This window comes from Agrobacterium sp. GD03872 (genome assembly GCF_029840625.1).
GTDB lineage: Bacteria > Pseudomonadota > Alphaproteobacteria > Rhizobiales > Rhizobiaceae > Agrobacterium > Agrobacterium fabrum_A.
The window spans coordinates 415174-437081 of sequence record NZ_JAOCCY010000003.1; the positions used below are offsets into that span (position 1 = coordinate 415174).

24 protein-coding genes, 3 tRNA genes and 1 pseudogene are annotated in these 21908 nt (G+C 59.3%); 13 read left to right on the forward strand and 15 right to left on the reverse strand.

Annotated features, from left to right (window positions below; genetic code table 11):
• Positions 1-60: 60 nt before the first annotated feature.
• Complete coding sequence (gene tuf, locus N5D22_RS09715; RefSeq protein ID WP_279656171.1) at positions 61-1236, reverse strand: elongation factor Tu; 1176 nt, start codon at positions 1234-1236, stop codon at positions 61-63.
• Positions 1237-1640: 404 nt separating this feature from the next.
• On the opposite strand from tuf, the gene N5D22_RS09720 reads away from it, so the two are divergent.
• Positions 1641-2273, forward strand: coding sequence for a TerC family protein (locus N5D22_RS09720; RefSeq protein ID WP_279656179.1), 633 nt, complete (start codon positions 1641-1643; stop codon positions 2271-2273).
• A 472-nt stretch (positions 2274-2745) separates the two neighbouring features.
• Here N5D22_RS09720 and N5D22_RS09725 read toward each other — a convergent pair whose 3' ends face one another.
• Together N5D22_RS09725 and N5D22_RS09730 are read right to left on the reverse strand one after the other, a co-directional pair.
• Positions 2746-3114, reverse strand: a complete 369-nt coding sequence (locus N5D22_RS09725) for an MliC family protein (RefSeq protein ID WP_279656180.1) — start codon at positions 3112-3114, stop codon at positions 2746-2748.
• 626 nt (positions 3115-3740) lie between these two features.
• Positions 3741-4190 (reverse strand): hypothetical protein, encoded by a 450-nt coding sequence (locus tag N5D22_RS09730; protein ID WP_279656181.1) that lies wholly within the window; start codon positions 4188-4190, stop codon positions 3741-3743.
• Positions 4191-4453: 263 nt separating this feature from the next.
• Between N5D22_RS09730 and N5D22_RS09735 the strand changes: the two genes are divergently transcribed.
• Together N5D22_RS09735 and N5D22_RS09740 are read left to right on the forward strand one after the other, a co-directional pair.
• Complete coding sequence (locus N5D22_RS09735; RefSeq protein WP_279656182.1) at positions 4454-4780, forward strand: BA14K family protein; 327 nt, start codon at positions 4454-4456, stop codon at positions 4778-4780.
• 112 nt (positions 4781-4892) lie between these two features.
• Positions 4893-5087, forward strand: a complete 195-nt coding sequence (locus N5D22_RS09740) for a hypothetical protein (RefSeq protein WP_279656417.1) — start codon at positions 4893-4895, stop codon at positions 5085-5087.
• Between the two features lie 70 nt (positions 5088-5157).
• On the opposite strand, the gene N5D22_RS09745 is transcribed toward N5D22_RS09740, so the two are convergent.
• Together N5D22_RS09745 and N5D22_RS09750 are read right to left on the reverse strand one after the other, a co-directional pair.
• Positions 5158-5231, reverse strand: a tRNA-Gly gene (locus tag N5D22_RS09745).
• Positions 5232-5256: 25 nt separating this feature from the next.
• Positions 5257-5341 (reverse strand) — tRNA-Tyr (locus N5D22_RS09750).
• A 209-nt stretch (positions 5342-5550) separates the two neighbouring features.
• On the opposite strand from N5D22_RS09750, the gene rlmB reads away from it, so the two are divergent.
• A complete protein-coding gene (gene rlmB / locus N5D22_RS09755) occupies positions 5551-6438 on the forward strand; it encodes a 23S rRNA (guanosine(2251)-2'-O)-methyltransferase RlmB (RefSeq protein WP_020009380.1) in 888 nt (295 codons plus the stop codon).
• 76 nt (positions 6439-6514) lie between these two features.
• On the forward strand, positions 6515-6907 hold the full coding sequence (locus N5D22_RS09760; protein ID WP_279656183.1) for an acyl-CoA thioesterase: 393 nt from the start codon (positions 6515-6517) through the stop codon (positions 6905-6907).
• An 87-nt stretch (positions 6908-6994) separates the two neighbouring features.
• Here the strand turns inward: N5D22_RS09760 and N5D22_RS09765 are convergent, their stop codons facing one another.
• Positions 6995-7654, reverse strand: a complete 660-nt coding sequence (locus tag N5D22_RS09765; RefSeq protein WP_279656184.1) for a hypothetical protein — start codon at positions 7652-7654, stop codon at positions 6995-6997.
• 340 nt (positions 7655-7994) lie between these two features.
• On the opposite strand from N5D22_RS09765, the gene N5D22_RS09770 reads away from it, so the two are divergent.
• A complete protein-coding gene (locus N5D22_RS09770; RefSeq protein WP_279656185.1) occupies positions 7995-8399 on the forward strand; it encodes a DUF2946 family protein in 405 nt (134 codons plus the stop codon).
• A 47-nt stretch (positions 8400-8446) separates the two neighbouring features.
• Entirely contained in the window at positions 8447-9811 is a 1365-nt protein-coding gene (locus tag N5D22_RS09775; RefSeq protein ID WP_279656186.1) for a PepSY domain-containing protein, read from the forward strand.
• A 64-nt stretch (positions 9812-9875) separates the two neighbouring features.
• On the opposite strand, the gene N5D22_RS09780 is transcribed toward N5D22_RS09775, so the two are convergent.
• A complete protein-coding gene (locus N5D22_RS09780) occupies positions 9876-10352 on the reverse strand; it encodes a nuclear transport factor 2 family protein (RefSeq protein WP_279656187.1) in 477 nt (158 codons plus the stop codon).
• Positions 10353-10364: 12 nt separating this feature from the next.
• Positions 10365-10976: an NAD(P)-dependent oxidoreductase gene (locus N5D22_RS09785; RefSeq protein ID WP_279656188.1), complete on the reverse strand. Its 612-nt coding sequence runs from the start codon at positions 10974-10976 to the stop codon at positions 10365-10367.
• Between the two features lie 154 nt (positions 10977-11130).
• Here N5D22_RS09785 and N5D22_RS09790 point away from each other — a divergent pair, with 154 nt between their 5' ends.
• Positions 11131-11514: a helix-turn-helix domain-containing protein gene (locus N5D22_RS09790; RefSeq protein ID WP_065655871.1), complete on the forward strand. Its 384-nt coding sequence runs from the start codon at positions 11131-11133 to the stop codon at positions 11512-11514.
• Positions 11515-11531: 17 nt separating this feature from the next.
• On the opposite strand, the gene N5D22_RS09795 is transcribed toward N5D22_RS09790, so the two are convergent.
• Both N5D22_RS09795 and N5D22_RS09800 read right to left on the reverse strand, forming a co-directional pair.
• Complete coding sequence (locus N5D22_RS09795; RefSeq protein WP_279656418.1) at positions 11532-11954, reverse strand: GNAT family N-acetyltransferase; 423 nt, start codon at positions 11952-11954, stop codon at positions 11532-11534.
• Between the two features lie 107 nt (positions 11955-12061).
• Positions 12062-12415 carry a DMT family protein gene (locus N5D22_RS09800; protein ID WP_003507620.1) on the reverse strand — a complete coding sequence of 118 codons (354 nt, stop codon included), beginning with the start codon at positions 12413-12415 and terminating at the stop codon, positions 12062-12064.
• Between the two features lie 266 nt (positions 12416-12681).
• On the opposite strand from N5D22_RS09800, the gene uvrB reads away from it, so the two are divergent.
• On the forward strand, positions 12682-15648 hold the full coding sequence (gene uvrB / locus N5D22_RS09805; RefSeq protein ID WP_279656189.1) for an excinuclease ABC subunit UvrB: 2967 nt from the start codon (positions 12682-12684) through the stop codon (positions 15646-15648).
• Between the two features lie 127 nt (positions 15649-15775).
• Here the strand turns inward: uvrB and N5D22_RS09810 are convergent, their stop codons facing one another.
• Positions 15776-16375 carry a hypothetical protein gene (locus N5D22_RS09810; RefSeq protein ID WP_279659049.1) on the reverse strand — a complete coding sequence of 200 codons (600 nt, stop codon included), beginning with the start codon at positions 16373-16375 and terminating at the stop codon, positions 15776-15778.
• 176 nt (positions 16376-16551) lie between these two features.
• Here N5D22_RS09810 and N5D22_RS09815 point away from each other — a divergent pair, with 176 nt between their 5' ends.
• Positions 16552-17520 (forward strand): alpha/beta hydrolase family protein, encoded by a 969-nt coding sequence (locus tag N5D22_RS09815; RefSeq protein WP_279656191.1) that lies wholly within the window; start codon positions 16552-16554, stop codon positions 17518-17520.
• A 35-nt stretch (positions 17521-17555) separates the two neighbouring features.
• Here N5D22_RS09815 and N5D22_RS09820 read toward each other — a convergent pair whose 3' ends face one another.
• Complete coding sequence (locus N5D22_RS09820; protein WP_279656192.1) at positions 17556-17981, reverse strand: DUF1801 domain-containing protein; 426 nt, start codon at positions 17979-17981, stop codon at positions 17556-17558.
• Positions 17982-18122: 141 nt separating this feature from the next.
• Here N5D22_RS09820 and N5D22_RS09825 point away from each other — a divergent pair, with 141 nt between their 5' ends.
• Together N5D22_RS09825 and N5D22_RS09830 are read left to right on the forward strand one after the other, a co-directional pair.
• Positions 18123-18578, forward strand: a complete 456-nt coding sequence (locus N5D22_RS09825) for a PRC-barrel domain-containing protein (protein ID WP_003522438.1) — start codon at positions 18123-18125, stop codon at positions 18576-18578.
• A 159-nt stretch (positions 18579-18737) separates the two neighbouring features.
• Positions 18738-19346: a DUF922 domain-containing Zn-dependent protease gene (locus N5D22_RS09830; RefSeq protein WP_279656193.1), complete on the forward strand. Its 609-nt coding sequence runs from the start codon at positions 18738-18740 to the stop codon at positions 19344-19346.
• Positions 19347-19354: 8 nt separating this feature from the next.
• Here the strand turns inward: N5D22_RS09830 and N5D22_RS09835 are convergent, their stop codons facing one another.
• Positions 19355-19990 carry a J domain-containing protein gene (locus N5D22_RS09835; protein WP_279656194.1) on the reverse strand — a complete coding sequence of 212 codons (636 nt, stop codon included), beginning with the start codon at positions 19988-19990 and terminating at the stop codon, positions 19355-19357.
• Positions 19991-20397: 407 nt separating this feature from the next.
• On the opposite strand from N5D22_RS09835, the pseudogene N5D22_RS09840 reads away from it, so the two are divergent.
• Positions 20398-20707: pseudogene (locus N5D22_RS09840) on the forward strand (nuclear transport factor 2 family protein).
• Positions 20708-20797: 90 nt separating this feature from the next.
• Here the strand turns inward: N5D22_RS09840 and N5D22_RS09845 are convergent.
• Together N5D22_RS09845 and N5D22_RS09850 are read right to left on the reverse strand one after the other, a co-directional pair.
• Positions 20798-21367: a hypothetical protein gene (locus tag N5D22_RS09845; protein ID WP_279656195.1), complete on the reverse strand. Its 570-nt coding sequence runs from the start codon at positions 21365-21367 to the stop codon at positions 20798-20800.
• 271 nt (positions 21368-21638) lie between these two features.
• Positions 21639-21714, reverse strand: a tRNA-Thr gene (locus N5D22_RS09850).
• Between the last annotated feature and the right edge of the window lie 194 nt (positions 21715-21908).

Sequence of the window (21908 nt, forward strand, 5' to 3'; positions counted from 1 at the left end):
GGGCAATAAAAAACCCCGCTGTTTCCAGCGGGGTTTTCTCAAATCCCTTGCGGGAAAAGATTACTCGACGATCGAGGCCACGATGCCGGCGCCGACGGTACGGCCGCCTTCGCGGATAGCGAAGCGCAGCTTTTCTTCCATCGCGATCGGAACGATCAGCTCGACGTCAACGGTGACGTTGTCGCCAGGCATAACCATTTCCGTGCCTTCCGGAAGCGTCACGATGCCCGTCACGTCCGTCGTGCGGAAGTAGAACTGCGGACGGTAGTTCGTGAAGAACGGCGTATGACGGCCGCCTTCTTCCTTCGTCAGGATGTAGGCTTCGGCCTTGAACTTCTTGTGCGGCTTCACCGAACCCGGCTTGCACAGGATCTGGCCACGCTCGACGCCGTCACGGTTAACACCGCGAACCAGTGCGCCGATGTTGTCGCCGGCCTGGCCCTGGTCGAGCAGCTTGCGGAACATTTCAACGCCGGTAACCGTCGTCTTCGAGGTCGGACGGATGCCGACGATCTCGACTTCTTCACCAACCTTGACGATACCGCGCTCAACGCGACCCGTCACAACCGTACCACGGCCGGAGATCGAGAACACGTCTTCGATCGGCATCAGGAACGGCTGGTCGATCGGACGCTCAGGCGTCGGGATGTAGGCGTCGACAGCAGCCATCAGCTCGCGGATCGCGTCTTCACCGATCTTCTTGTCAGAATCTTCAAGAGCGGCAAGTGCCGAACCCTTGACGATCGGAATGTCGTCGCCCGGGAAGTCGTAGGACGACAGAAGTTCGCGAACTTCAAGCTCGACGAGCTCGAGAAGCTCGGCGTCGTCAACCTGGTCGACCTTGTTGAGGAACACGACGATCGCCGGAACGCCAACCTGACGGGCAAGCAGGATATGCTCGCGGGTCTGCGGCATCGGGCCGTCGGCTGCCGAGCAAACCAGGATCGCGCCGTCCATCTGCGCTGCACCGGTGATCATGTTCTTCACGTAGTCGGCGTGGCCGGGGCAGTCGACGTGCGCGTAGTGACGGGCAGGCGTTTCGTATTCAACGTGCGCCGTCGAAATCGTGATGCCACGGGCCTTTTCTTCAGGCGCGGCGTCGATCTGGTCATACGCCTTGAATTCGCCGAAGAACTTCGTGATCGCTGCCGTCAGCGACGTCTTGCCATGGTCAACGTGACCGATCGTGCCAATGTTGACGTGCGGCTTATTGCGCTCAAACTTGCTCTTTGCCATGTGAATTGCTTCCTGTGAACGTGAAGTAGTTTCCCCGGCGTACCGGTTTGGTGTCGCCGTTTAAGGCTTTGTAAGCGAATGCGCAAGACTTAATTGTGAAAGCGTCTTGGCGCGCGCCCTAAGCGTGCCTTTGCACGCTTATGTGGTGTATGGTTTGCCACATTTAAACCCCCTCCAAGGGGGAGGTCGAGGCAGGTCCGGGGAGCCCCCTCCTCCACCATCTCCGATCACGAATTGAGATATTTCCATCACAACTTCTTTACCTGCACGGGCATGATGGCTTAAGGACAGTCCATCGCTGGGGGGAGACGGGCGATTGCAACGGGACGCCATGCGCCTTCCCGGACGACATATCGATCCGCCGCTTCTCCCTCGTGTCCTTCTATCCTTTTCAGGACCATCCCATGGAAATCTTCACAGCCGCCGGTTTCACGGCATTCTTACAGGTCATAGCGATCGATCTCGTACTGGCGGGCGACAATGCCATCGTCATCGGCCTTGCCGCCGCCGGTCTTCCGGCCCATCTGCGCCGCAAGGCGATCCTGGTCGGCATCATCGCCGCCACGGTTCTGCGCATCGGCTTTGCCGCGGTTACCGTTCAGCTTCTCTCGATTGTCGGTCTGCAATTGTTCGGCGGCCTGCTGCTCGCCTGGGTATGCTGGAAGATGTGGACCGAACTGCGCGAGGCCGCCGGCTCCATGGAAGACGAGGTGACGGACGAAGAGGCCGACCTGACCAAGGGTCACAAGACCTTCCTGCAGGCCGCGACCCAGATCGTCATCGCCGATGTCTCCATGTCGCTGGACAATGTGCTGGCCGTCGCCGGCGCCGCACAGGAGCATGTGACCGTGCTGATCATCGGCCTCATCGTCTCGATTGCACTGATGGGTCTCGCTGCCAACTTCGTCGCCAAGCTGCTGCACCGGTATCGCTGGATTTCCTATCTCGGCCTGATGGTCATCATCTATGTGGCGCTCAACATGCTCTACCACGGCACGGTCGAAGTCCTGCCCTACCTACAGGCCTATATCAGCTGAAACGGCCTGCAGAGCCCGCCCTTTTAAAACGGTCCGGAAACACAGTTTCCGGGCCTTTTTTCATGACGCGGAAACATGGGCCGATGTCTCCCACCCTGCCGCAGACACATCGGGAATCAGTCGCCGCAGGCGCTGCAACATCTGGAGAAAACAGGGAAATCGTGATTCTTCGCCCATGGATTCTGGCAATTGAGGTCAGCCACGGGCAAGCCTAGGGAGCTAAGCCATAAGTCATAATAATAAAAAGAAAGGTAAAGCTGCCAATGGCTTATGACTGGAGCGGCGGTCGCACCCGCCGCCTTCGCCGGATGAAGCTGGGCGTCGTCGCCAGTTCTCTCATCCTGCTGGCGCTTCTTGCGTCGCTCGTTCTTGGCTGAACGCGCTGCGCGCGCACTCCCACGCTGACCGGCGGCAGGCAAGGTTTTCGAAGACCGCCCTGCCGCCGCTCCCCTGAGGGGAAAATCGCCAGCGATCAGGGCTTTTTGACTTCGGTGCAATGAACCGGCTGCTTCATCTCCGGATCCGCCATCAGATCGTAGAGATCGGCTTCGTCACCCTTCGACCACCAGACATGGATGCCGCCCTGATATTTGGCACCCGACCCGGAGATGACATTGGCGGCAACGGTAACACCGTCCTTCAACCCCAGCCGCACGAGGCTGACATCGCCGGCATTAAAATAGACCGCCTCAACCCTGTCGGCGGCGCATTGGTAGACGGTCTCCACCTTTTCGACCGTCGTACCGTCCGGAAGCGGAATCACCATATCTTCGGCCATGGCGCCGGTCGCGACCGACGTGGTAAAAGTTGCAAGGCATATCGCGGCAGCGGATTTTTTCATGATGATCCTTTCCTGATGTCATCCGACCATAAGGCCATGCCAGCAAAGCCGAAATGCGGCCGCCGCCCCTCGCCTATCAAATTTCCGGGAATACCGGCCAGGGGCGCGCCGCAACGTCATGCCGGCACAGGTGTCGCCGTACCTTCACTCCGGCCGGCAAGCTGTAGCAAAACCTATCGAAACAGCCAGTAGACAACGCCAAGGATCACCGTCCACATCAGCAGCGATATGGCCAGCACGGTGAGATAGTTTCGAAATCGTCTGGTCATCCGCCCACATTATCGGCCAGCCGTCATGGAACAGCCCTGGCCGTTGAGTTGCTGGATGCGGGTCAAGCCGCAGGATCAGTTCTTTCTAGCAAGAGACTGAATCGCAAGCCATTCGCAGATTTTACCCGCCCGAAAACAGGGTTGCCCCTACCGGAGTTTTCCGGCCCGCCACGCAACGGAGACATTCGCAATCAGATCTCGCCTGCGCATAGGAGGCACTCTCCCCTGCGCCGGAAATGGCAGCAAAGGCGCATGAGCGGATAGTCGCAGCCGAATCGACTCACGCCTTATCCGAGACTGCTTCGGATAAGGCGCCTATACCGGAGCGACGACCATCGGCCACCGCTCCTGCCCGTCTCAGCTCTTGAGAGCCGTGTTGCAGAGGCTCCAATAACCGCCGCCCTTCTGGATCCATTTCAGATCGCCGAGCGTGCCGTCATTCTTGTTCTTGTGATAGGAGTCGACACAGGTTTTCAGGCGGGCCTTTGCCGGTGTCTCGCTTGAATATTTCTTATCGACCCCGTTCGGGAAAGCGACGCCCTTCGGGGCCTTTATCGTCGCCTTTGCGGGTTCTTTTTCGGTGGTGGCCGCGACCTGCTTGTCGTCGGCAGCATCTTCAGCGGCCGCCTCGCTGCCGCAGAACTTGGCGCGATAGTCGTTCCACTTGATATCCTTGGCGGACCCATCGGCTTTCGCCGCCTGATATTTCACGCTGCACTCCTTCATGGTGAGTGCGGCTGCGGGGGAGACGAACGCCGCCGATGCCAGCAGCGCAAAGGAGGAGAGAATGACAACCCTGTTCAACATTGAAGACTCCCGTTTGCATGATTGCCGGCCGACTATCCGACCGGATTTTCCGCTTGTCAACGAGCAGTGCGGCAAGGATACAAAGTCCGGTTGAGCGGGCATAAAACGAGCTCATCGCACGCCGCATTTTCCGATGAGGCCAGCATCGAACAACGAACCGTCACTCGGCCGGAGAATCACGTCTTCGTGTGGCGTCAAGCCTCCAGCGGAACGAAATTCCTAAATTTTCGTTAGCATCCCGAACGAATAACGAGGATTTATCGATGTTGAGGATGCCGAAGACCATCTCCGCGCTCGCTCTTGGCGTCGCGATATCCGCCGCCACCGTCATGCCCGCGCATGCGCTGAGCCTCATACAGCCGGCCTACAAACCCCAGCAGCAGGCACAGAGTTCAGATCAGCAGGCCTATCCCGCCTCGGCCTTTGCCGCGGGGAAAGGCGAGGAAGCCACGCCCAATGGTTACGCCCTGTCGCAAACCGAAATCAACCACATAAAATGGTGTGCGGCGCGTTACACATCTTACCATCCCAGCGACAACAGCTATATGGCCGCCGCCGGCACAAGGGCACAGTGTCGTTCGCCTTATTGATTCGTCCACGACGCATGCGCCGCTGCCGACAAGATAAAATTTACCTTAAATACTATCGATCTGAACCTTTTTCCCCGCAGGTCGTTTGAAGCGCACCAGCGGGGAAAACGCGATGCCGTGGAATCTTGAAAAACTTGAACGAGAACGGATTGACCTGATCGAGGTCATTACCGCGCTGCGCCACCTGGAGCGCCTGTCCACCGCAGACCGCATCTCGATCTTCGAGGAAATTACGGCGCATATGGAAAGGCTGAGCGAACTGGACGCGGAGAAACTGCGGATCGGCTCCACCTTGCAGGCAGGCTGAAAAGAAACCGCATCGCCAAAGGCCGCACATCAGCGCCAGACAAACATTCTTGATCTTGTGGGGAAATTTCTGGAGCGGGTAGCGGGAATCGAACCCGCGTATTCAGCTTGGAAGGCTGCTGCTCTACCATTGAGCTATACCCGCGGTGGTGATTTCGATCCGTGCAGAATGGTGGAGGGAGTTGGATTTGAACCAACGTAGGCGTAGCCAACGGATTTACAGTCCGTCCCCTTTAACCACTCGGGCATCCCTCCAGCTTTCTGCTAGGATCGAGCGACCAAGCTCTTCAGATTTCGCTGCGGCGAAGCGCCGTTGCGTCGTCTGTGGCGCGTATATGACGGCCTCGTTCGTTTCTGTCAACACGCCCTTTCACGAATTTTCGGGAAAAAATTCAAACCTCTTTGCCACCCTGTGGATTATCGCGGGGGCTGGTGCGCGCCTCCTGGCGGAGATATAAGGCGCCATGAGCAAAGACGATCCCAACAACAAATCCACCCGCGACACGCACTACGCCAACCTGCGCCGTGCCGTGCGCGACGCCAAGCGCGAGCGCGGTGAAATTCCGACCCCGCAGCAACCGAAGCGCCGCAACCGCGGCGCGGATGACTGGAAACCGCCGCAGCTTGCGCCGGATCAGGTGCATCTTTACGGCCTGCATACCGTGCGTGCGGCGCTCGCCAATCCCGAACGGCAGATCGTCAAGCTCTCCGTCACCCAGAACGCCTTCGCACGCCTCGATATCGGCGAGGCCGATGCCCAGCCCTTCCCCGTCGAGATGGTTTCCCCTCAGGATATCGACCGTGTGCTCGGTCCCGAGGCCATCCACCAGGGCGTGATGCTGGAAACCCGGCCGCTGCCGGTCAAGCGTCTCGGCGCGCTGAAGGATAGCCCGCTCATCCTCGTGCTCGACCAGGTCACCGATCCGCACAATGTCGGCGCCATCATGCGCTCGGCGGTCGCCTTCAACGCCGGCGCCGTCATCACCACCATGCGCCACAGCCCGACCGAGTCGGGCGTGCTGGCGAAATCGGCTTCCGGCGCGCTGGAACTCATTCCCTATATCCAGATCACCAATCTGGCCGATGCGCTGGGCGAGTTGCACAAGCTCGGCTTCTTCTCCGTCGGCCTCGATTCGGAAGGCCCCGCCCCCATAGAACAGACATTCAGCGGCGAAAAGATCGCACTGGTGCTGGGCGCCGAAGGCAAGGGCCTGCGACAGAAGACACGCGAAACCGTCTCGGCGCTTGCGCGTCTCGACATGCCCGGCGAGATCAAATCGCTCAACGTTTCGAATGCGGCGGCCATCGCCCTTTATGCAACGCAGCAATTTCTGGGCAAAGCGTCGTCCTGACGCTTTGCCTTCCTTGCGAAATCGCAAAGCGCAACGCATGCTGCGCCTTTGTCATTCGCACGGAGCAAATCGCAACATGACCGACCAGACCATCAAACCGACCGGCGAGCTGACGCTGAGAACGCTCGCCATGCCGGCCGACGCCAATCCGGCCGGAGATATTTTCGGCGGCTGGGTCATGTCGCAGATGGACTTGGCAAGCGGCATCCGTGCGGCGGAGCGTTCCCGCTGTCGCGTCGTCACGGCGGCGGTCAAGGAAATGGCCTTCGAGCTGCCGGTGAAGATCGGCGATACGCTGTCCATCTATACCGATATCGCCCGCGTTGGCCGCACCTCCATCACGCTGACGGTGGAAGCCTGGGCGCAGCGGTCGCGATATGACAAGCTGGAAAAAGTCACCGCCGGCACCTTCATCATGGTGGCGATGGACGAAAACGGGCAACCCACGCCCATTCCGGCGACGGAGTAGGCGCGCTGCGGCACTGGGCTCCAGCGCCGCTCTCCATTCAAGATGCATGTCGGGCAAGCCATGCCGGCATCTCAGGCATTGCCGGGATCATTCTTCGCCGGCAGGCCGAGCAACGGGGAAGGCCGCGCAATAGACGCGGATATTGGCTTTGAACCGTTCAGCAAAATGCAGGGTGAATGAATTGTCGACCGGGAACGGGCTTTGCAGCACCTCCCACGGAAGTTGCTTAAAAAGACCCGACTGTCCGTATTTCGGCAGGATTTTGATCGCGAAACTGCCCTGCTCATAGGCCGGCCCCGCCCACCGCGCATCCCTGCAGCGCCAGTCGTTCTCGTGCTTTTCCCATTGGTCGGGCTGATACAGTGCCGCCCATTCGAGCATAAGGTCCAGCGCGACGATCCCCTTGCATATGAATACGCCCGCATTGAAGGGACTGCGCCAGACTGGATTGTCGGATGCGTAGATGAAAACTTCATCGCCCACGAAAAACCGGGTGACCGGCATCGCAAGATCGTGGACGACCGCATCGGTATCCAACCACAATACAATGTCATAGCCGGATTTCAGATAAAACATCACGACATGGGGCTTTGCCCAAAATGGCGGAATATCCATCCCCAACCGGCTGACGAAAAAGTGCTCATAACCGTGCTGTTTTGCATAGTGCGAATTGCGGAGGATCAATGGCGCGAGAAATCCCAGTGCATCGGGTGGGCGGCTATCGAACTGCACAATGGCTATTTTCATAAAAGAAACCCCGCGGCCACGGTTCTATTGCCCAGCTCAGCGCAAAATTAAGAAACACGAGAAATAAATCATTGAGCAATCGTAAGAATAATTATGAATTTTGACTTATTTTCAAATAAATAACATTATAATATAATTTATTATCATTTATAAAAATAAATTATATAAATCAATACACAAAAAGCACACTGAAAGACAAACTACAACTTCAAAACGACGTAGTATAAGCGCACAGCCAAAATCGCAACCAAGGTAAATATTGCTGGCCGGCCCTGTTGTCTTTCCCTTGCCGTCATTGTGTCGCGGTGACATTTCACAACAAATATGACATTCCGGTTCCATGGGGTTCATTCGCAGGATCATGCAGGACAGGAGTTCGGCTGGCGCCATCGCCACGCTGGCCGTTCTGCTTTTCCTTTTGCAGGGTCTCGCCAATGGCCTGACCAGCGGCAATATGGCGATGGCCGCGCTTGCGGCGGATGAGATCATCTGTTCCAGCCATATGCCTGAAGGCGGCTCCGGCAAACAGAACCCGGCCGGCAAGATCGCCGACGATTGTTGCGGCACGCTCTGCCGTCTGGCCTCTGCTGCAGCCACCGCTCTTCCGGTTATTCCCGTCGAACGCGCGGACAGTATCCTGCCGACGGTCGAAGTCGCCTTTCTGAACGTCGACGCGGCATTGCCGCCATCGCCGCCCAACCTGGAATCGCGCCCGCGCGCGCCGCCCTCCGCTCCGCAGCGCTAGAAGACTATCCGGCCTGCCGGAAAATCAATTCTCTTGCGGAGACATCCATGTCCGTTACGACCTCCTTCGAGGGCGAGCGTGCGCCTGCGCATTCCTCGTCCGCAAATCTTTACCGCGCCGTGTGGCGCTGGCATTTCTACGCCGGTCTCTTCGTCCTTCCCTTCATGATATCGCTCGCCGTCACCGGCGCGCTTTATCTCTTCCGGGACGAATTCGACAATCTCATCCATGCGGATCTGAAGCGGGTGGAGGCGGCGCAGAACGCACCGAAAGTGCTGCCTTCCGAAATCGTTGCCGCAGCGCTTGCAGCCGTTCCCGGCGCCGCCGTCAAATATACGACACCAGCCGATCCGGGCGCATCGACGGAAATCACCGTCAATACGGCCGATGGCAAGCGGGCCGTCTACGTCAATCCCTATACCGGAGAAGTTACCGGTTCCCTGCCGGATCGCGGCACGGTCATGTGGACGATCCGCTACCTGCACAGCCTGAAATATTTCGGCACCTATGCCCGCTACCTGATCGAGATCGCCGCCGGCTGGTCGATCCTTCTCGTCGCCACCGGCATCTATCTCTGGTGGCCGCGAAAACAGACAGGCGGTGTGGTAACCGTGCGCAGCACGCCGAAAAAGCGGGTGTTCTGGCGCGATACCCATGCGGTAACAGGTATTTTCGTCGGGTTTTTCATCGTCTTCCTTGCCGTCACCGGCATGCCCTGGTCGGGCGTCTGGGGCGCGAAGGTCAATGAATGGGCAAATGGCAGCAATTTCGGATATCCGGCAGGCGTGCGCACCGATGTCCCCATGTCCGGCGACCATCTCGATCACCTGGCGAAGACAAGCTGGTCGCTGGAACAGGCGAAAATCCCTGAATCCGTGGCTTCAGCGGAAAGCCAACCGATCGGGATCGATGCAGCGATCGCACGCTTCGACGCGCTTGGCCTTGCCGCCGGTTATGCCGTCGCCCTGCCGGGGAAACCCACGGGCGTTTACAGCGGCTCGGTTTATCCCGACGATCTGGCGCAGCAGCGTGTCGTCCATCTCGATCAATATAGCGGCGAACCGCTGATCGACATGGGCTATGCCGATTACGGCCCGCTCGGCAAGGCGCTGGAATGGGGCATCAACGTGCATCTGGGACAGCAATATGGCCTTGCCAACCAGATCCTGCTTCTGGCGGCCTGCATCGGCATCGTCCTGCTTGCCGTATCCGCCGGCATCATGTGGTGGAAACGCCGCCCCAAGGGTTCGCTCGGCGTGCCGCCTTTGCCGCAGGAAAAACGCGTCCTGCGCGGCCTCCTCGCCATGCTTGCCATCGGCGGCATCATGTTCCCGCTGGTGGGCGCAAGCCTGCTGGCAATGCTGGTGATGGATATGGCCGTACAGACCCGCCAGAAGCGGCGCACGCTCTAAAAAACAGCCGGCCGGGAGAAAACCCGGCCGGCCCCATGTGTTTGGCCTGAGGGCGGAAGCCGCCTCAGAACATCGTATTGTTGTTCGCCGCCGTTTCCGGAACAGGCTGGATCACGTCCCAGTGCTCGGTAATCTTGCCGTCGGTGACGCGGAAGATATCGACGATGGCCCTGCCGCGATCGCCTTCATTTTCCGTCGAATGAATGTGCAGATAGACCAGATCGCCATCCGTGGCGCTACGCACGATCCGCGCCTTCGACTGCGGATTCTCCTTGAAGAAGCCAGTGAAATAATTGACGAATGGCGCCTTGCCATCCGGTACCCTCGGGTTGTGCTGTTTGTAGCTGTCGACGAGGACGGTGGCGCCCTTCGCCACATCATGCTTGTTGAAGACCGTATCGTAGAACTCGATCACCAGCTTGCGATTGGCTTCTTCCTGCGCGAAGTCCCGCGTTGCGGTTTGCGCCAGAACCGGTGCGGCCATCAAGGCGGGCACGAGGGCGAAAGCGGCGACGGCAAGACGGCGTGTTACGAAATTCATGGGTGATACCTCTCAATAACCGATGGTGAAACGCTGACGGGAATGTTGCGGCTTCTCGATTTCATCGACAAGCGCGATGGCATAGTCTTCGAAGGAAATACGGCTACCCTCATCGTTGCTGAGGAGATTATCCTTGCCGATGCGGAATTTGCCGGTTCTTTCGCCTGGCACGAATTCGGCGGATGGCGACAGGAACGTCCAGTCGAGCTGCTTTTCCTGCTTCAGCAGGCCCAGAAACTCTGCGCCCTTGGTTGCTTCGGCCTTGTAGGCGGCCGGAAAATCCGGCAGGTCGACCACACGCTGGCCCGGTGCGATTTCAAGGCTGCCGGCGCCGCCGACCACGAGATAGCGCGGAACGCCGGAGGCTCGCACGGCCTCGATCAGCGTTGCGGGATCGCTGGCGGTGAAATGCACCGAACTAATCACGGCATCGTGACCCTTCAGCAGTTCAGAAAGCCCCGCCTGATCGAAAACATCGCCCTTCTTTGCCGACACATTCGGAAGGCTGGCGATCTTTTCGGGATTGCGGGCAATGCCCGTCACCTGGTGTCCCCGGTCGGAAAGTTCCTTCAGAATACGGGACCCGGCATTGCCGGAAGCGCCGATGAGCGCAATTTTAGCCATGGCTTCTTTCCTCTTGTCACTATCGTTATAGGTCTAGATTATAGACCGCAGGGAAGAGCTATGGTATCGCAGCCGTAGCCGCAAGAAGTCAGCGGCAGCTGATCTGGTCACATGGCGATGACCTGCAAGGGTAAAAAGGGCAAAGGGTAAGGACATGGCGGATACGCAGACGAAAGAGGTTTTTGCCTTCGACCAACCCTGCCCCATCCGCGACGTGCTGGACCGCATCGGCGATCAATGGAGCCTTTTGGTTCTGGAAGCCCTGCAGGGCGGCGTGCTGCGATTCAATGAGCTGAACCGCAGGATCGACGATATTTCCAAGCAGATGTTGTCCCGCACACTGAAGCGGCTGGAAGAGGACGGCTTCATCCGCCGCACGCTTTATGCCGAGGTGCCGCCGCGCGTGGAATATGAGCTGACCAATCTCGGCCGCTCGTTTCTGGTGCCGATGCAATTGCTGGTGCAATGGGCCGACGAGAACCACGTTCGCATCTGCAAGGCCCGCCTGCAATATTCCGAAAACGACAATCGCGGCTGACCGGAAGCAGGCCGCGTCTATCCCAACCGGTAAACCTTGCAGACCAGCCCTTCCGACTGGCGATAGGTCGTAAATCCCATGGCGTCGTAATAGCTTTGCCCGAGCATGTTGTCCGCACCGATGCTGGCATCGATATTCTGAAGGCCGCGCGCCTCCGCCGCCCTGCGCGTTGCCGCGAAGAGGGCGGATCCCACGCCTCTTCGCGCCGCCTGCGGGCTGACATGGGTGCCGATGATGCCCCAGCCTTCCGCCACGCCATAGGGATTGTCCGTCCGCGCATAACGCAGAGACTGGAAGCCCAGGATACGCCCGTCGCCGTCCTCGGCGACCGAGCATTCGATACGGTCGGCGTGCTGGATGTAATTCTCCAGCACCGCCGTGATATCCGTTGGCGCTTTTCGGAGGCCGGCCGAGAATATCTCGTTCTGAACCGCCGCCATTCCGGTTGCATCGTCAACTTTCGCAGGCCGTATTTTCATCGATACATCACCTCATATCCGTTGCGACTGGTTCCGGGCCGGCGAAGCGCTGGGGTATTTATTCCTTTTCAGGAGCGGAAAATGAAGGAAGCACCGAAAGCGATCAGCGCAAAACCGATCACGTGATTGATGGTGATGCTTTCCTTCAGCCAGAAGATCGAAAACAGCGCGAAGACCGCGAGCGTGATGACTTCCTGAATGGTCTTGAGCTGCGCGGTGGAATAGACCTCCGAACCGATGCGGTTCGCGGGAACGGCAAGCACATATTCGAAGAAAGCGATGCCCCAGCTGGCGACAATCGCCAGGAAAAGCGCGCTGCCCTTGTGCTTGAGGTGGCCGTACCAGGCGAAGGTCATGAAAACATTGGAGGCGATAAGCATCAGGACAGGCCAGATATGGGCAGGGCTGATTGAGAACGGCATGATGGGTCCTGGAAAAAGGGAGGGATGTCATGAAATGCGGCAGGAGAAGGCAGTCAGAAGGGAACCCTCATTCCACCCGTATGGATTTGCTCTAGCGCATCCGCCAGAAAACCGGAACGATTTCCTACGGATTCGAGCAAAGCTGTCTTCAGCCGCTACGCAACGCATCCGGCCGAATTTTGTTCCGCACGATTCGTTTCCTTTTTGTACTCATTTTTTCACCGCATCCCCTTCCCTTTAAGCGTGACTCCCTCCATATTTCGCCCATGGCCAGATCACCGAAAAACTCCACCTCCTCGCCCTCGGGCTTCGAGGAAGCTCCGCAATCGTCCTTCGAAGGCGCGCCGCTTAGCGGCAGCGTCGCCGATTGGGTGAAGCAGCTCGAGGCGGAAGCGGAGGCGTCCTCCGTGGAAACCCAGCGCGAAATCGCCTCGAAGGCGGGCAAGCACCGCAAGAAGATCGAGATCGAGGCGCGCAAGGAGGCCCAGAAAGCCCCCCCGAAGACGGCCAAGAACACCACGGTCTCCAAGACCGCACGCGGCGTTTCCATCGGCGCATCGAGCGATCCGAAAACCCGCGCCGCCGCCGGTCTCAATCCGGTCGCCGGCATGGACGTATCGCTGGAGGATGCCGCCAACCTCGCGCCGGGCGCCGTCACCGCCACGGTGGATGCGCTGTCGAAACTGATCGAGAGCGGCAATCCGCTGTTCAAGGACGGCAAGCTGTGGACGCCGCACCGCCCGGCCCGCCCGCCGAAATCGGAAGGCGGCGTCGCCATCCGCATGGCCTCGGACTACCAGCCCGCCGGCGACCAGCCGACGGCCATCAACGACCTCGTGGAAGGCATCAATTCCGGCGAACGCAGCCAGGTGCTGCTCGGCGTCACCGGCTCGGGCAAGACCTTCACCATGGCCAAGGTGATCGAGGCGACGCAGCGCCCGGCTGTCATCCTCGCCCCCAACAAAACGCTGGCCGCGCAGCTCTATTCGGAGTTCAAGAACTTCTTCCCCGACAATGCGGTGGAATATTTCGTCTCCTACTACGATTATTACCAGCCGGAAGCCTATGTGCCGCGCTCCGACACCTTCATCGAGAAGGAATCCTCGATCAACGAACAGATCGACCGGATGCGCCACTCCGCCACCCGCTCGCTGCTGGAACGCGACGACTGCATCATCGTCGCCTCGGTTTCCTGCATCTACGGTATCGGTTCGGTCGAGACCTATACGGCCATGACCTTCCAGATGCAGGTGGGCGACCGGCTGGACCAGCGCCAGCTTCTGGCCGACCTCGTAGCCCAGCAATACAAACGCCGCGACATGGATTTCCAGCGCGGCTCGTTCCGCGTGCGCGGCGATACTATCGAAATCTTCCCGGCCCACCTTGAGGATGCCGCCTGGCGTATCTCGATGTTCGGAGACGAGATCGATTCCATCACCGAATTCGACCCGTTGAGCGGCCAGAAGACAGGCGACCTGCAATCCGTCAAGATTTACGCCAATTCGCACTATGTCACCCCGCGCCCGACGCTGAACGGCGCGATCAAGTCGATCAAGGAAGAATTGAAGGGCCGCCTCGCCGAGCTGGAAAAGGCCGGACGCCTGCTGGAAGCCCAGCGGCTGGAACAGCGCACCCGCTACGATGTGGAAATGCTGGAGGCAACCGGCTCCTGCGCCGGCATCGAAAACTATTCGCGTTATCTCACCGGCCGCAATCCCGGCGAACCGCCACCGACCCTGTTCGAATATATCCCTGATAATGCCCTGCTCTTCATCGATGAAAGCCACGTCTCCGTCAGCCAGATCGGCGGCATGTATCGCGGCGACTTCAGGCGCAAGGCGACGCTGGCCGAATATGGCTTCCGCCTGCCCTCCTGCATGGACAACCGGCCGCTGCGCTTCGAGGAATGGGACGCGATGCGCCCGCTCACCGTGGCGGTTTCGGCAACCCCCGGTTCATGGGAGATGGAACAGTCCGGCGGCGTCTTTGCCGAACAGGTCATCCGCCCGACCGGCCTCATCGATCCGCCGGTCGAAGTGCGCTCCGCCCGCAGCCAAGTCGACGACGTTCTCGGCGAAATCCGCGAGACCGCCGCCAAGGGTTACCGCACGCTCTGCACCGTGCTGACCAAGCGCATGGCCGAGGACCTGACCGAATATCTGCATGAACAGGGCGTCCGCGTCCGTTACATGCACTCTGACATCGACACGCTGGAGCGCATCGAGATCATCCGCGACCTGCGCCTCGGCGCTTTCGACGTTCTCGTCGGCATCAACCTTCTGCGCGAGGGCCTCGATATTCCCGAATGCGGTTTCGTCGCCATCCTCGATGCCGACAAGGAAGGCTTCCTGCGCTCGGAAACCTCACTGATCCAGACCATCGGCCGCGCCGCCCGTAACGTCGACGGCAAGGTCATCCTTTATGCCGATAATATCACCGGCTCGATGAAGCGGGCGATGGAGGAAACCTCCCGCCGCCGCGAAAAGCAGATGGCCTATAATGCCGAACACGGCATCACGCCGGAATCTGTCAAGGCGAAGATCTCAGACATTCTTGATTCTGTTTATGAGCGCGATCACGTAAGGGCCGATATTTCTGGCGTTTCCGGCAAGGGCTTCGCCGATGGCGGCCATCTGGTCGGCAACAATCTGCAGGCCCATCTCAACGCGCTGGAAAAATCCATGCGCGATGCCGCAGCCGATCTCGACTTCGAAAAAGCCGCCCGCCTGCGCGACGAAATCAAACGCCTCAAGGCCGCCGAACTGGCGACCATGGACGACCCGATGGCCAAGGAGGAGGCCCGCGCCATCGAAGGCGGCGGAAAGAACAACAGACGCAGCCACTTGTCGATCTCGCCGCCGGAGGGTGAGACGTCCGGCAGGACGGAGGCGGGCGCCGCAGCGAACGAAAGCAGCAAATCCCTCTTCGCCAAACCCTCGCTCGACGAAATGGGCCCCGGCTCGGATGCGGGAAAACCGCTGTTCCGCAGGAACACACTGGACGAGATGACGGTGGGCAGGACCGAAAAACCCGTGCGCGGCACGGTGCCCGACAAGCCGGAGACCGAATCCGGCAAACGGTTCTCACCGTTGCCGGAAGGCCAGCCGGAGCGCGCCACGGACGATCCGCGACCGCTGGTGCGCGGCAAGATCGGTGCGGGCTCCTATGAGGATGCCGGTGAGCAGAAGCGCAAGAGCCGAACCAAGGGCAAGACGGGCCGGCCGGGGCGCTGATGCGCGAAGACACGAGGTCGATCTGACGGACAGCGGGTAACGTACCCGCTGCTCCATATGAGAAGTTTCGGGAGGCCGTACGGAAACCTGAAACGGGACAAGGCATCCAGACACTCGGCAATCGCCGTCAGTTCTCGCATTGCCTGATTAGCGACCTGATCTCGGTCGGTCCGAATAGCTTGACCAGATCGTTATCTATCGATGCGGGAATATAATCTTCGTTTTCCGCGGGCTTGATGTAGGTCGAAGAATAGATCGGACCGGCGGGAAACGCGCCCGTGAGGCAGGCCTTCAATATCTTGATCTCCGTGCTGCCCCTGATACGCGGTCCCTGAATGCGGGAACGGCGCACCCGCTCCTGTAGCTCCGCGAGCCCGGCAACATCCTCAGGCTTAATTCGCCACACGGTCGCGGCTGTTCCCATCCGTTTTTCCGGCCGGAACCCTGCAAGGGCAGCGGCATCCGTATCCTCTACCAGCGTATAGGTATAGACCGTCTCGCCTTCCAACCCATCTGTCCGGCTCCGGGCGATCATCACGGCATCGCCGGAGCGCAACGAAAGATAGGCGGGAAGCTGCAGCCCCACCCGCACATGCTCGAAATTCATTGTCAGAAAATCGAGCCGCATGAGCTTGGGAATGCTGGAAATCGGCACTGTCATGCAGCCGGAAAGAAGCAGGAGCAAAACAAGCAATCGTGTGAAATGCGATAAAGTCAATTTTATCATGATCAAAACCTGAAAGCTGCAGCGCGATGCAAAAGGGCCGCTGGATCGGGTTTTCCGAAGCCGTTGCATCGCGCGCAAACTTGCGCGGGCGACATTGCCGCAACATTATGGATTCCGGAACGCCCAGTGCGCGCGCACATTGATATGTTCTGGAAATGGCAGCAGGGAGCGACCGCATGTATCGAAAAAATCTGGCGGCATTCTGCCTTCTTGTCACCTGCACCCCGGTCTTTGCCGGACAGATCGAGGATGCGACCTTCCATAGCGCCGCCCTGAACGCGCCGCTTCCCGTCAACATCTATCGCCCGGACGGCGCGCCGCCGGAAAACGGCTGGCCGGTGCTTTATCTCCTGCACGGTCATGATGGCGACCAGAACAGCTGGCGCGATCTCGGCAATATCGAAAAGACGCTCGATACGCTCATCGCCGCCGGCGCCATCCGCCCGCTGGTTGTCGTCATGCCCGGCGTCAAGAACAGCTGGTATGTGGATTCCGCCGCTGTCGGCGGCCCCGGCGATTACGAAACCGCCCTGACCGGCGATCTGCGCCACCAGATCGAAAAAACGCTGCCGGTGCGGAAAGATCGGCAAGGCCGCGCCATCGCCGGCCTCTCCATGGGCGGTTTCGGCGCCCTGCATCTCGCCTATGGCCATGAAGACCTCTATGGCGCCGTGGCCAGCCTGTCGGGCGCTATCTGGCAGAATGTCCCCGCATCCGATCTCGACAAGACGCCTGCCGAACTCAAGCTCATTCAGGACAGCGCCTTTTTCCACCGGGTCGACCGCACCACTGTCACCAGCGGCATCGTGCTTCCTTCAACCGGCGACCATTTCTCCGGCGCCTTCGGCACACCTTTCGATGCAAGGCTCTTCAACGAAAAAAACGTCTTCACCCTCGTGGCGCAGCATGTCGCCGAAAGCCAGGATTTGCCCGCCACCTATCTGACCGTCGGCGACGATGACGGCTTCTTCCTCTGGCGCGGCGCCATCGCCCTGCATGAGACGCTGCAAGCCGACAAGCGCAAATCCGAGCTGCGGGTGACCGATGGCGATCACGTCTGGTCGGTGTGGAAGGTCTCGATTATCGACGCGCTGAAGTTCATCGATGGGGAATGGGACAAGGCTGCCGACAAAGCCAAGGATTGAGGCGTGGGCCTCTTTCTCGTCGCCGGATAGATCCATTACTTTCCGGCCCGCTTTTTCCCGCTCTTCCCCACCGCATTTAGCGCCACCGCCGCCCGGATCAGCGCCGCCAGCGCCTCCTCATCCACGACATCCCCCTCGTGAAAATCAATCGCCCGCCGCGTATTGCCCTCAAGGCTCGAATTGAACAGCCCCGCCGGGTCCTCCAGCGAGGCGCCCTTGGCAAATGTCATCTTCACCGCGCTTTTGTAGGTTTCGCCGGTGCAGAGGATGCCCGCATGCGACCAGACCGGCACGCCGCGCCATTTCACCTCTTCCACCACCTCCGGATCGGCCTTCCTGATCACCGCGCGAATATGCGCGAGCGTCTCACCGCGCCAGTCGCCGAGCTCCGCGATCTTCCGGTCGATGAAGTCCGATGGTGCGGTCTCCTCCGCATCTTTCCCCACCGTGTTTTTCGCCATGGCATCCTCCCGATTTCGATGCACGCCTGTTCCTTTTTTCAGCATAGACGAAATTTTCCTGTCCTCCCATGAGGAACCAAATCCGCCTCCCGTCGTTTCCTCCCCGAACGCAACGTTCAGCATACAAAGGGAAGAAACATCATGAAAATCAAGGTCATCGCTCTCGCTGCGGCAGCAGCGCTCTCCTCTTCCGTGGCTTTTGCCCAGACGGCCACTACTGCTCCTGCTGCCGGCGCGGACGCCACTTTGTCCGGCCCCGGCATTACCATGGGCACCAAGGCCAGCGGCCCGCTGAAGTTCGTTAATGTCCAGAAGACCGATCTCACCGCCTCCCAGCTCGATGGCATGGACATCTATAACGCCCAGAACGAAAACATCGGCGAAATCGAGGATGTCGTCATCGGCGACGGCAAGTCGGTGATCGGCCTTGTGGCCAGCGTCGGCGGCTTCCTCGGCATCGACAAGAGCTATGTGGTGCTCGACCCGGCTTCCGTCGCTGTTCACAACGACAACGGCACCTGGAAGGCCTATGTCGACACCACCAAGGAAGCGCTGCAGAACGCTCCGAAGCTCGATTACGACAAGCTGGACGACTGATTACCCCTGCAGTCGTACGCTTGTCTCCCCCGCGTCGAGGCGCGGGGGTTTTCGTATGGGCTATTCCACGCAGAAGCCGGCGATCCTCGCCCGCATCCCCCTTGCCTCACCGCCTGCCCCTCGCCTATCTTCGGCGCGCAAAACACCAAGGATCGATGCGTGCCCGTCCATAGTCTTTTTTCCCTTTCCGTCAGTGCCGCCCTGTTGCTGAGTGCTCTTCCGCTGTCAGCGCAGTCTGTCGGCTGGAAACCCGCCGAACAGATAAAAACCTACGCCATCAGCGGCAATACGGGCGGTGCGCTTTATCAGTCGATCGGCGAGCGCGGTCCGACCGCCGGCGTGCAGGCCATTGCCCACACCACCTTCAAGCTGACATGGCGGCGCGATTATCGCCCCCAGCCGGATGGCGCTTGCATTCTCGCCACGGCAAGACCCAATCTCACCATCATCTACACCTGGCCGAAAGCGCCGGCCAATCTGCCGCCCGCCGTCGCCGCCAGCTGGAGGACCTTCATTTCCGGCGTGGAAACCCATGAACGCGTCCATGGTGACCATATTCTCGATATGGTGAAAAAGATCGAGGCCTTCAGCATCGGCCTGAGGGCAGAGAACGATCCCAAATGCCAGAAGGTGCGCGCCGTTCTGCAGCAGCGTCTGGGTGAGCTTTCCAACGAGCAGCGCCAGCGCGGCCGCGATTTCGACCGGGACGAGCTTTCCCCCGGCGGACGGGTGCATCAGCTCATCCTCGCCCTCGCCAACGGCCCCTGAACGGCCGCCTATTCCGCCGCCTCGCCTTTCAGCAAGGGCTCGGCCAAGGCCACGCTTTCGAGCTCGTAGGAATAACCTTCGAGCATCGTATAGGCCTGTTCGATCACCTCGATCTGGGCTTCGGCATTACGGATGGCTTCGGCGATGGATTGGCTGCGGGCGCGCAGCATGGAGCTCAGCACATCGGTTTCCGGCTTGCGGCCGAGACGGTCCATATGTTTGCGAACCCGGGTGCGGTGCCGTTCCAGCTCGAGAATATGGAAACGGCTTTTCAGAATATCGTCGGTCAGCTTGCGGCGCATGGCGGCCACGGGGTCGAAACTGCCGGGTTCGCGTTCGTCCAGAATAAATTCATTCACCAGCGTTTCCAGCATCAGCAGGCCCTTGAGGTCCTTGGCGTCGGCAAGCTGCGGATCGTAGCCGGTATCGTCGAATACCTTGCGGCGCACCGGATCCTTCAGCAGCTCATAGGCCGTCTGCAGCCGCGCGAATTGCTCGGCGTCGCCGCCGCTATCGGGATGCGCGGCCTTGGCCACCTTGCGGTAGGCCGACTTGATCGCCGCCTCGTCGGCATCGCGCTCCACGCCAAGCAAAACATAGGGATCAATCACAAAAACACCTTCAAACGCAACTGTTACCCGCATGCCTTATGCCACCCTCATGAGGCCTGCGAGTGGATCATAGGCCAAATCCGCCCGGCACGGCACCCCGCCCCGGCGGTTAAACCGGCAAAGCCCACACAAAAGCCTCGTGGCAGCCGGCAGGACGGCCGGTGAAAAGCCCTTGATGCCGAAATTTGTCGGACCCAAGGCGACTATAGTGACGGGCGGGACAAAATTGTGGAAAGCGGCGGCAAAACACACCGCAAGGCTCGATACCGCACCTGCCGCAGCCGGTCGGAAAACACCACGGGCGGAGGCGTAACCGGCGCGTTTTCAGGGGGTTATGGTGGAAACGCGTCAACGGGTGTAAGCTCGGCTTTTGGATCCGAAGGGAGGACGATCCGATGCCGCAAACGATTACCCAGACCGTCACGGATTATGTCCATGCCATGGCCTATGCGGATGAGAGCCTGATGCGGGATGTTTTCGACCCGCGCGCCAGCATCGTCGGAACCTTCGAAGGCGAAATCGAATGGCTGTCCCTGGAGGACTTTGTCGACCAGATGCGCAAAAAGCGAACGCGGCCTGCCCGATCACGATCCCGCTTTCGAAATCATGGGTATCGACAAGGAGGGTGACAGCGCCTCGGTGAAGCTGACGACCCGTTTCGACGGTATGGATTTTTACGAATATCTGTCCCTGCTGGAGCGCGACGGCAACTGGTCCATCGTGCACAAGCTTTATCACATAAAGCCATAGGCATTATCGAAACCGCCACCCCGCTTTGTGCGCTTGCGCGTTTCACTCGCAGCCCGAGCCGGCGATCTGGTTATTTTGCCGCTGAAAGAACTAGAACAGGTCGCTGTAGATCGCCGTTATCCAGAGCGCGTTCAAGAAGAGCCAGACGACACCGAGCCACATGATTTTGCGGCTGTTATCGGTTCTCATCGCCACGACAGCGATAAGCAGACCGCCGGCTATCCTTGCCAGATACCATGGCCCGAGCTGTTCGAAGTGCTCTTTCCCCTTGATGTAGGTGTCCATCAGATCGAAGACGAACGAGGCGGCAAACAGGGCAAAAAACGCATGCCGCCGGCGCACGAAAAAACTTTCCCGTTCGGACGACTCCTGAATGTGATCGGGATAAAGCAGCGTCGACATCAGGAAGAAAAGCGAGGTGTAGACGAGAACGAAGATGTAAATCCAGAAATTCCAGTTGTGGATCAGCCGTAAGGCGAACTCCCACCACCAGAAGTGGATCGCTCCAAGAAGCAGGACAAGCGACCAGACGATCTGCGCGTGCATGCGGTCAGTCTTCTGCGGCTCCTGCAGCCTTCTGGAAAGGCCGGACAGCACTCTGGTGATCGCCAGGCCGAGAATGAGGCTTACCAATATCCGCAAATGACCATATGCATCCATTGGAAGCGCCCGCTATCGTTCAACCCGTCCGCTGAACAATATGCTTAAACCCAAGGACTTTACAACTCTGGCGGATACCGCACTTTTCCCGATCTCGCCTTGTGGTGGACCAAACCACTTCCCTGATATGGAAACCCTGCGGTGGGCTGGTCAGAACCAAGAACTCCGGCTTGGTCGGGGTTCAACCGTTCGCAGCAACGGACCCAAAGCGCCACGCATCGCGCAGTGCATCATTCAACCGAATAGATCGCCATTAAGTGATTGATTTTACTGGTGCCCCCGGCAGGGTTCGAACCCGCGACCCCCTGATTACAAATCAGGTGCTCTACCAACTGAGCTACAAGGGCAAGCCAGTGCCTTGCCAACTATCAGATTCTGACTTGGTGTAAAGTAAAAACTGGCTATATCGCATTGGCAGGGCGCTTTTCCACATAGTGGACCCAGCGAGGTCGGCAGGGCGACGATCGCCGCAAAAGGCCCGGAAAATAAGCGAAGTATTTACGCAGCGCCGTTAAAATGGCGATGAAACATAACCATTCCA

Coding starts and splice junctions, on each gene's coding strand:
- N5D22_RS09780 (WP_279656187.1), bottom strand. CDS start 10,352: ATGAATTTCGTAACACGCCGTCTTGCCGTCGCCGCTTTCGCCCTCGTG.
- N5D22_RS09795 (WP_279656418.1), bottom strand. CDS start 11,954: ATGGCGGCGGTTCAGAACGAGATATTCTCGGCCGGCCTCCGAAAAGCG.
- rlmB (WP_020009380.1), top strand. CDS start 5,551: ATGAGCAAAGACGATCCCAACAACAAATCCACCCGCGACACGCACTAC.
- N5D22_RS09725 (WP_279656180.1), bottom strand. CDS start 3,114: ATGAAAAAATCCGCTGCCGCGATATGCCTTGCAACTTTTACCACGTCG.
- N5D22_RS09785 (WP_279656188.1), bottom strand. CDS start 10,976: ATGGCTAAAATTGCGCTCATCGGCGCTTCCGGCAATGCCGGGTCCCGT.
- N5D22_RS09815 (WP_279656191.1), top strand. CDS start 16,552: ATGTATCGAAAAAATCTGGCGGCATTCTGCCTTCTTGTCACCTGCACC.
- N5D22_RS09735 (WP_279656182.1), top strand. CDS start 4,454: ATGTTGAGGATGCCGAAGACCATCTCCGCGCTCGCTCTTGGCGTCGCG.
- uvrB (WP_279656189.1), top strand. CDS start 12,682: ATGGCCAGATCACCGAAAAACTCCACCTCCTCGCCCTCGGGCTTCGAG.
- N5D22_RS09845 (WP_279656195.1), bottom strand. CDS start 21,367: ATGGATGCATATGGTCATTTGCGGATATTGGTAAGCCTCATTCTCGGC.
- N5D22_RS09760 (WP_279656183.1), top strand. CDS start 6,515: ATGACCGACCAGACCATCAAACCGACCGGCGAGCTGACGCTGAGAACG.
- N5D22_RS09720 (WP_279656179.1), top strand. CDS start 1,641: ATGGAAATCTTCACAGCCGCCGGTTTCACGGCATTCTTACAGGTCATA.
- N5D22_RS09810 (WP_279659049.1), bottom strand. CDS start 16,375: ATGATAAAATTGACTTTATCGCATTTCACACGATTGCTTGTTTTGCTC.
- N5D22_RS09835 (WP_279656194.1), bottom strand. CDS start 19,990: ATGCGGGTAACAGTTGCGTTTGAAGGTGTTTTTGTGATTGATCCCTAT.
- N5D22_RS09790 (WP_065655871.1), top strand. CDS start 11,131: ATGGCGGATACGCAGACGAAAGAGGTTTTTGCCTTCGACCAACCCTGC.
- N5D22_RS09775 (WP_279656186.1), top strand. CDS start 8,447: ATGTCCGTTACGACCTCCTTCGAGGGCGAGCGTGCGCCTGCGCATTCC.
- N5D22_RS09825 (WP_003522438.1), top strand. CDS start 18,123: ATGAAAATCAAGGTCATCGCTCTCGCTGCGGCAGCAGCGCTCTCCTCT.
- N5D22_RS09820 (WP_279656192.1), bottom strand. CDS start 17,981: ATGGCGAAAAACACGGTGGGGAAAGATGCGGAGGAGACCGCACCATCG.
- N5D22_RS09770 (WP_279656185.1), top strand. CDS start 7,995: ATGGGGTTCATTCGCAGGATCATGCAGGACAGGAGTTCGGCTGGCGCC.
- N5D22_RS09800 (WP_003507620.1), bottom strand. CDS start 12,415: ATGCCGTTCTCAATCAGCCCTGCCCATATCTGGCCTGTCCTGATGCTT.
- N5D22_RS09740 (WP_279656417.1), top strand. CDS start 4,893: ATGCCGTGGAATCTTGAAAAACTTGAACGAGAACGGATTGACCTGATC.
- N5D22_RS09730 (WP_279656181.1), bottom strand. CDS start 4,190: ATGTTGAACAGGGTTGTCATTCTCTCCTCCTTTGCGCTGCTGGCATCG.
- N5D22_RS09765 (WP_279656184.1), bottom strand. CDS start 7,654: ATGAAAATAGCCATTGTGCAGTTCGATAGCCGCCCACCCGATGCACTG.
- tuf (WP_279656171.1), bottom strand. CDS start 1,236: ATGGCAAAGAGCAAGTTTGAGCGCAATAAGCCGCACGTCAACATTGGC.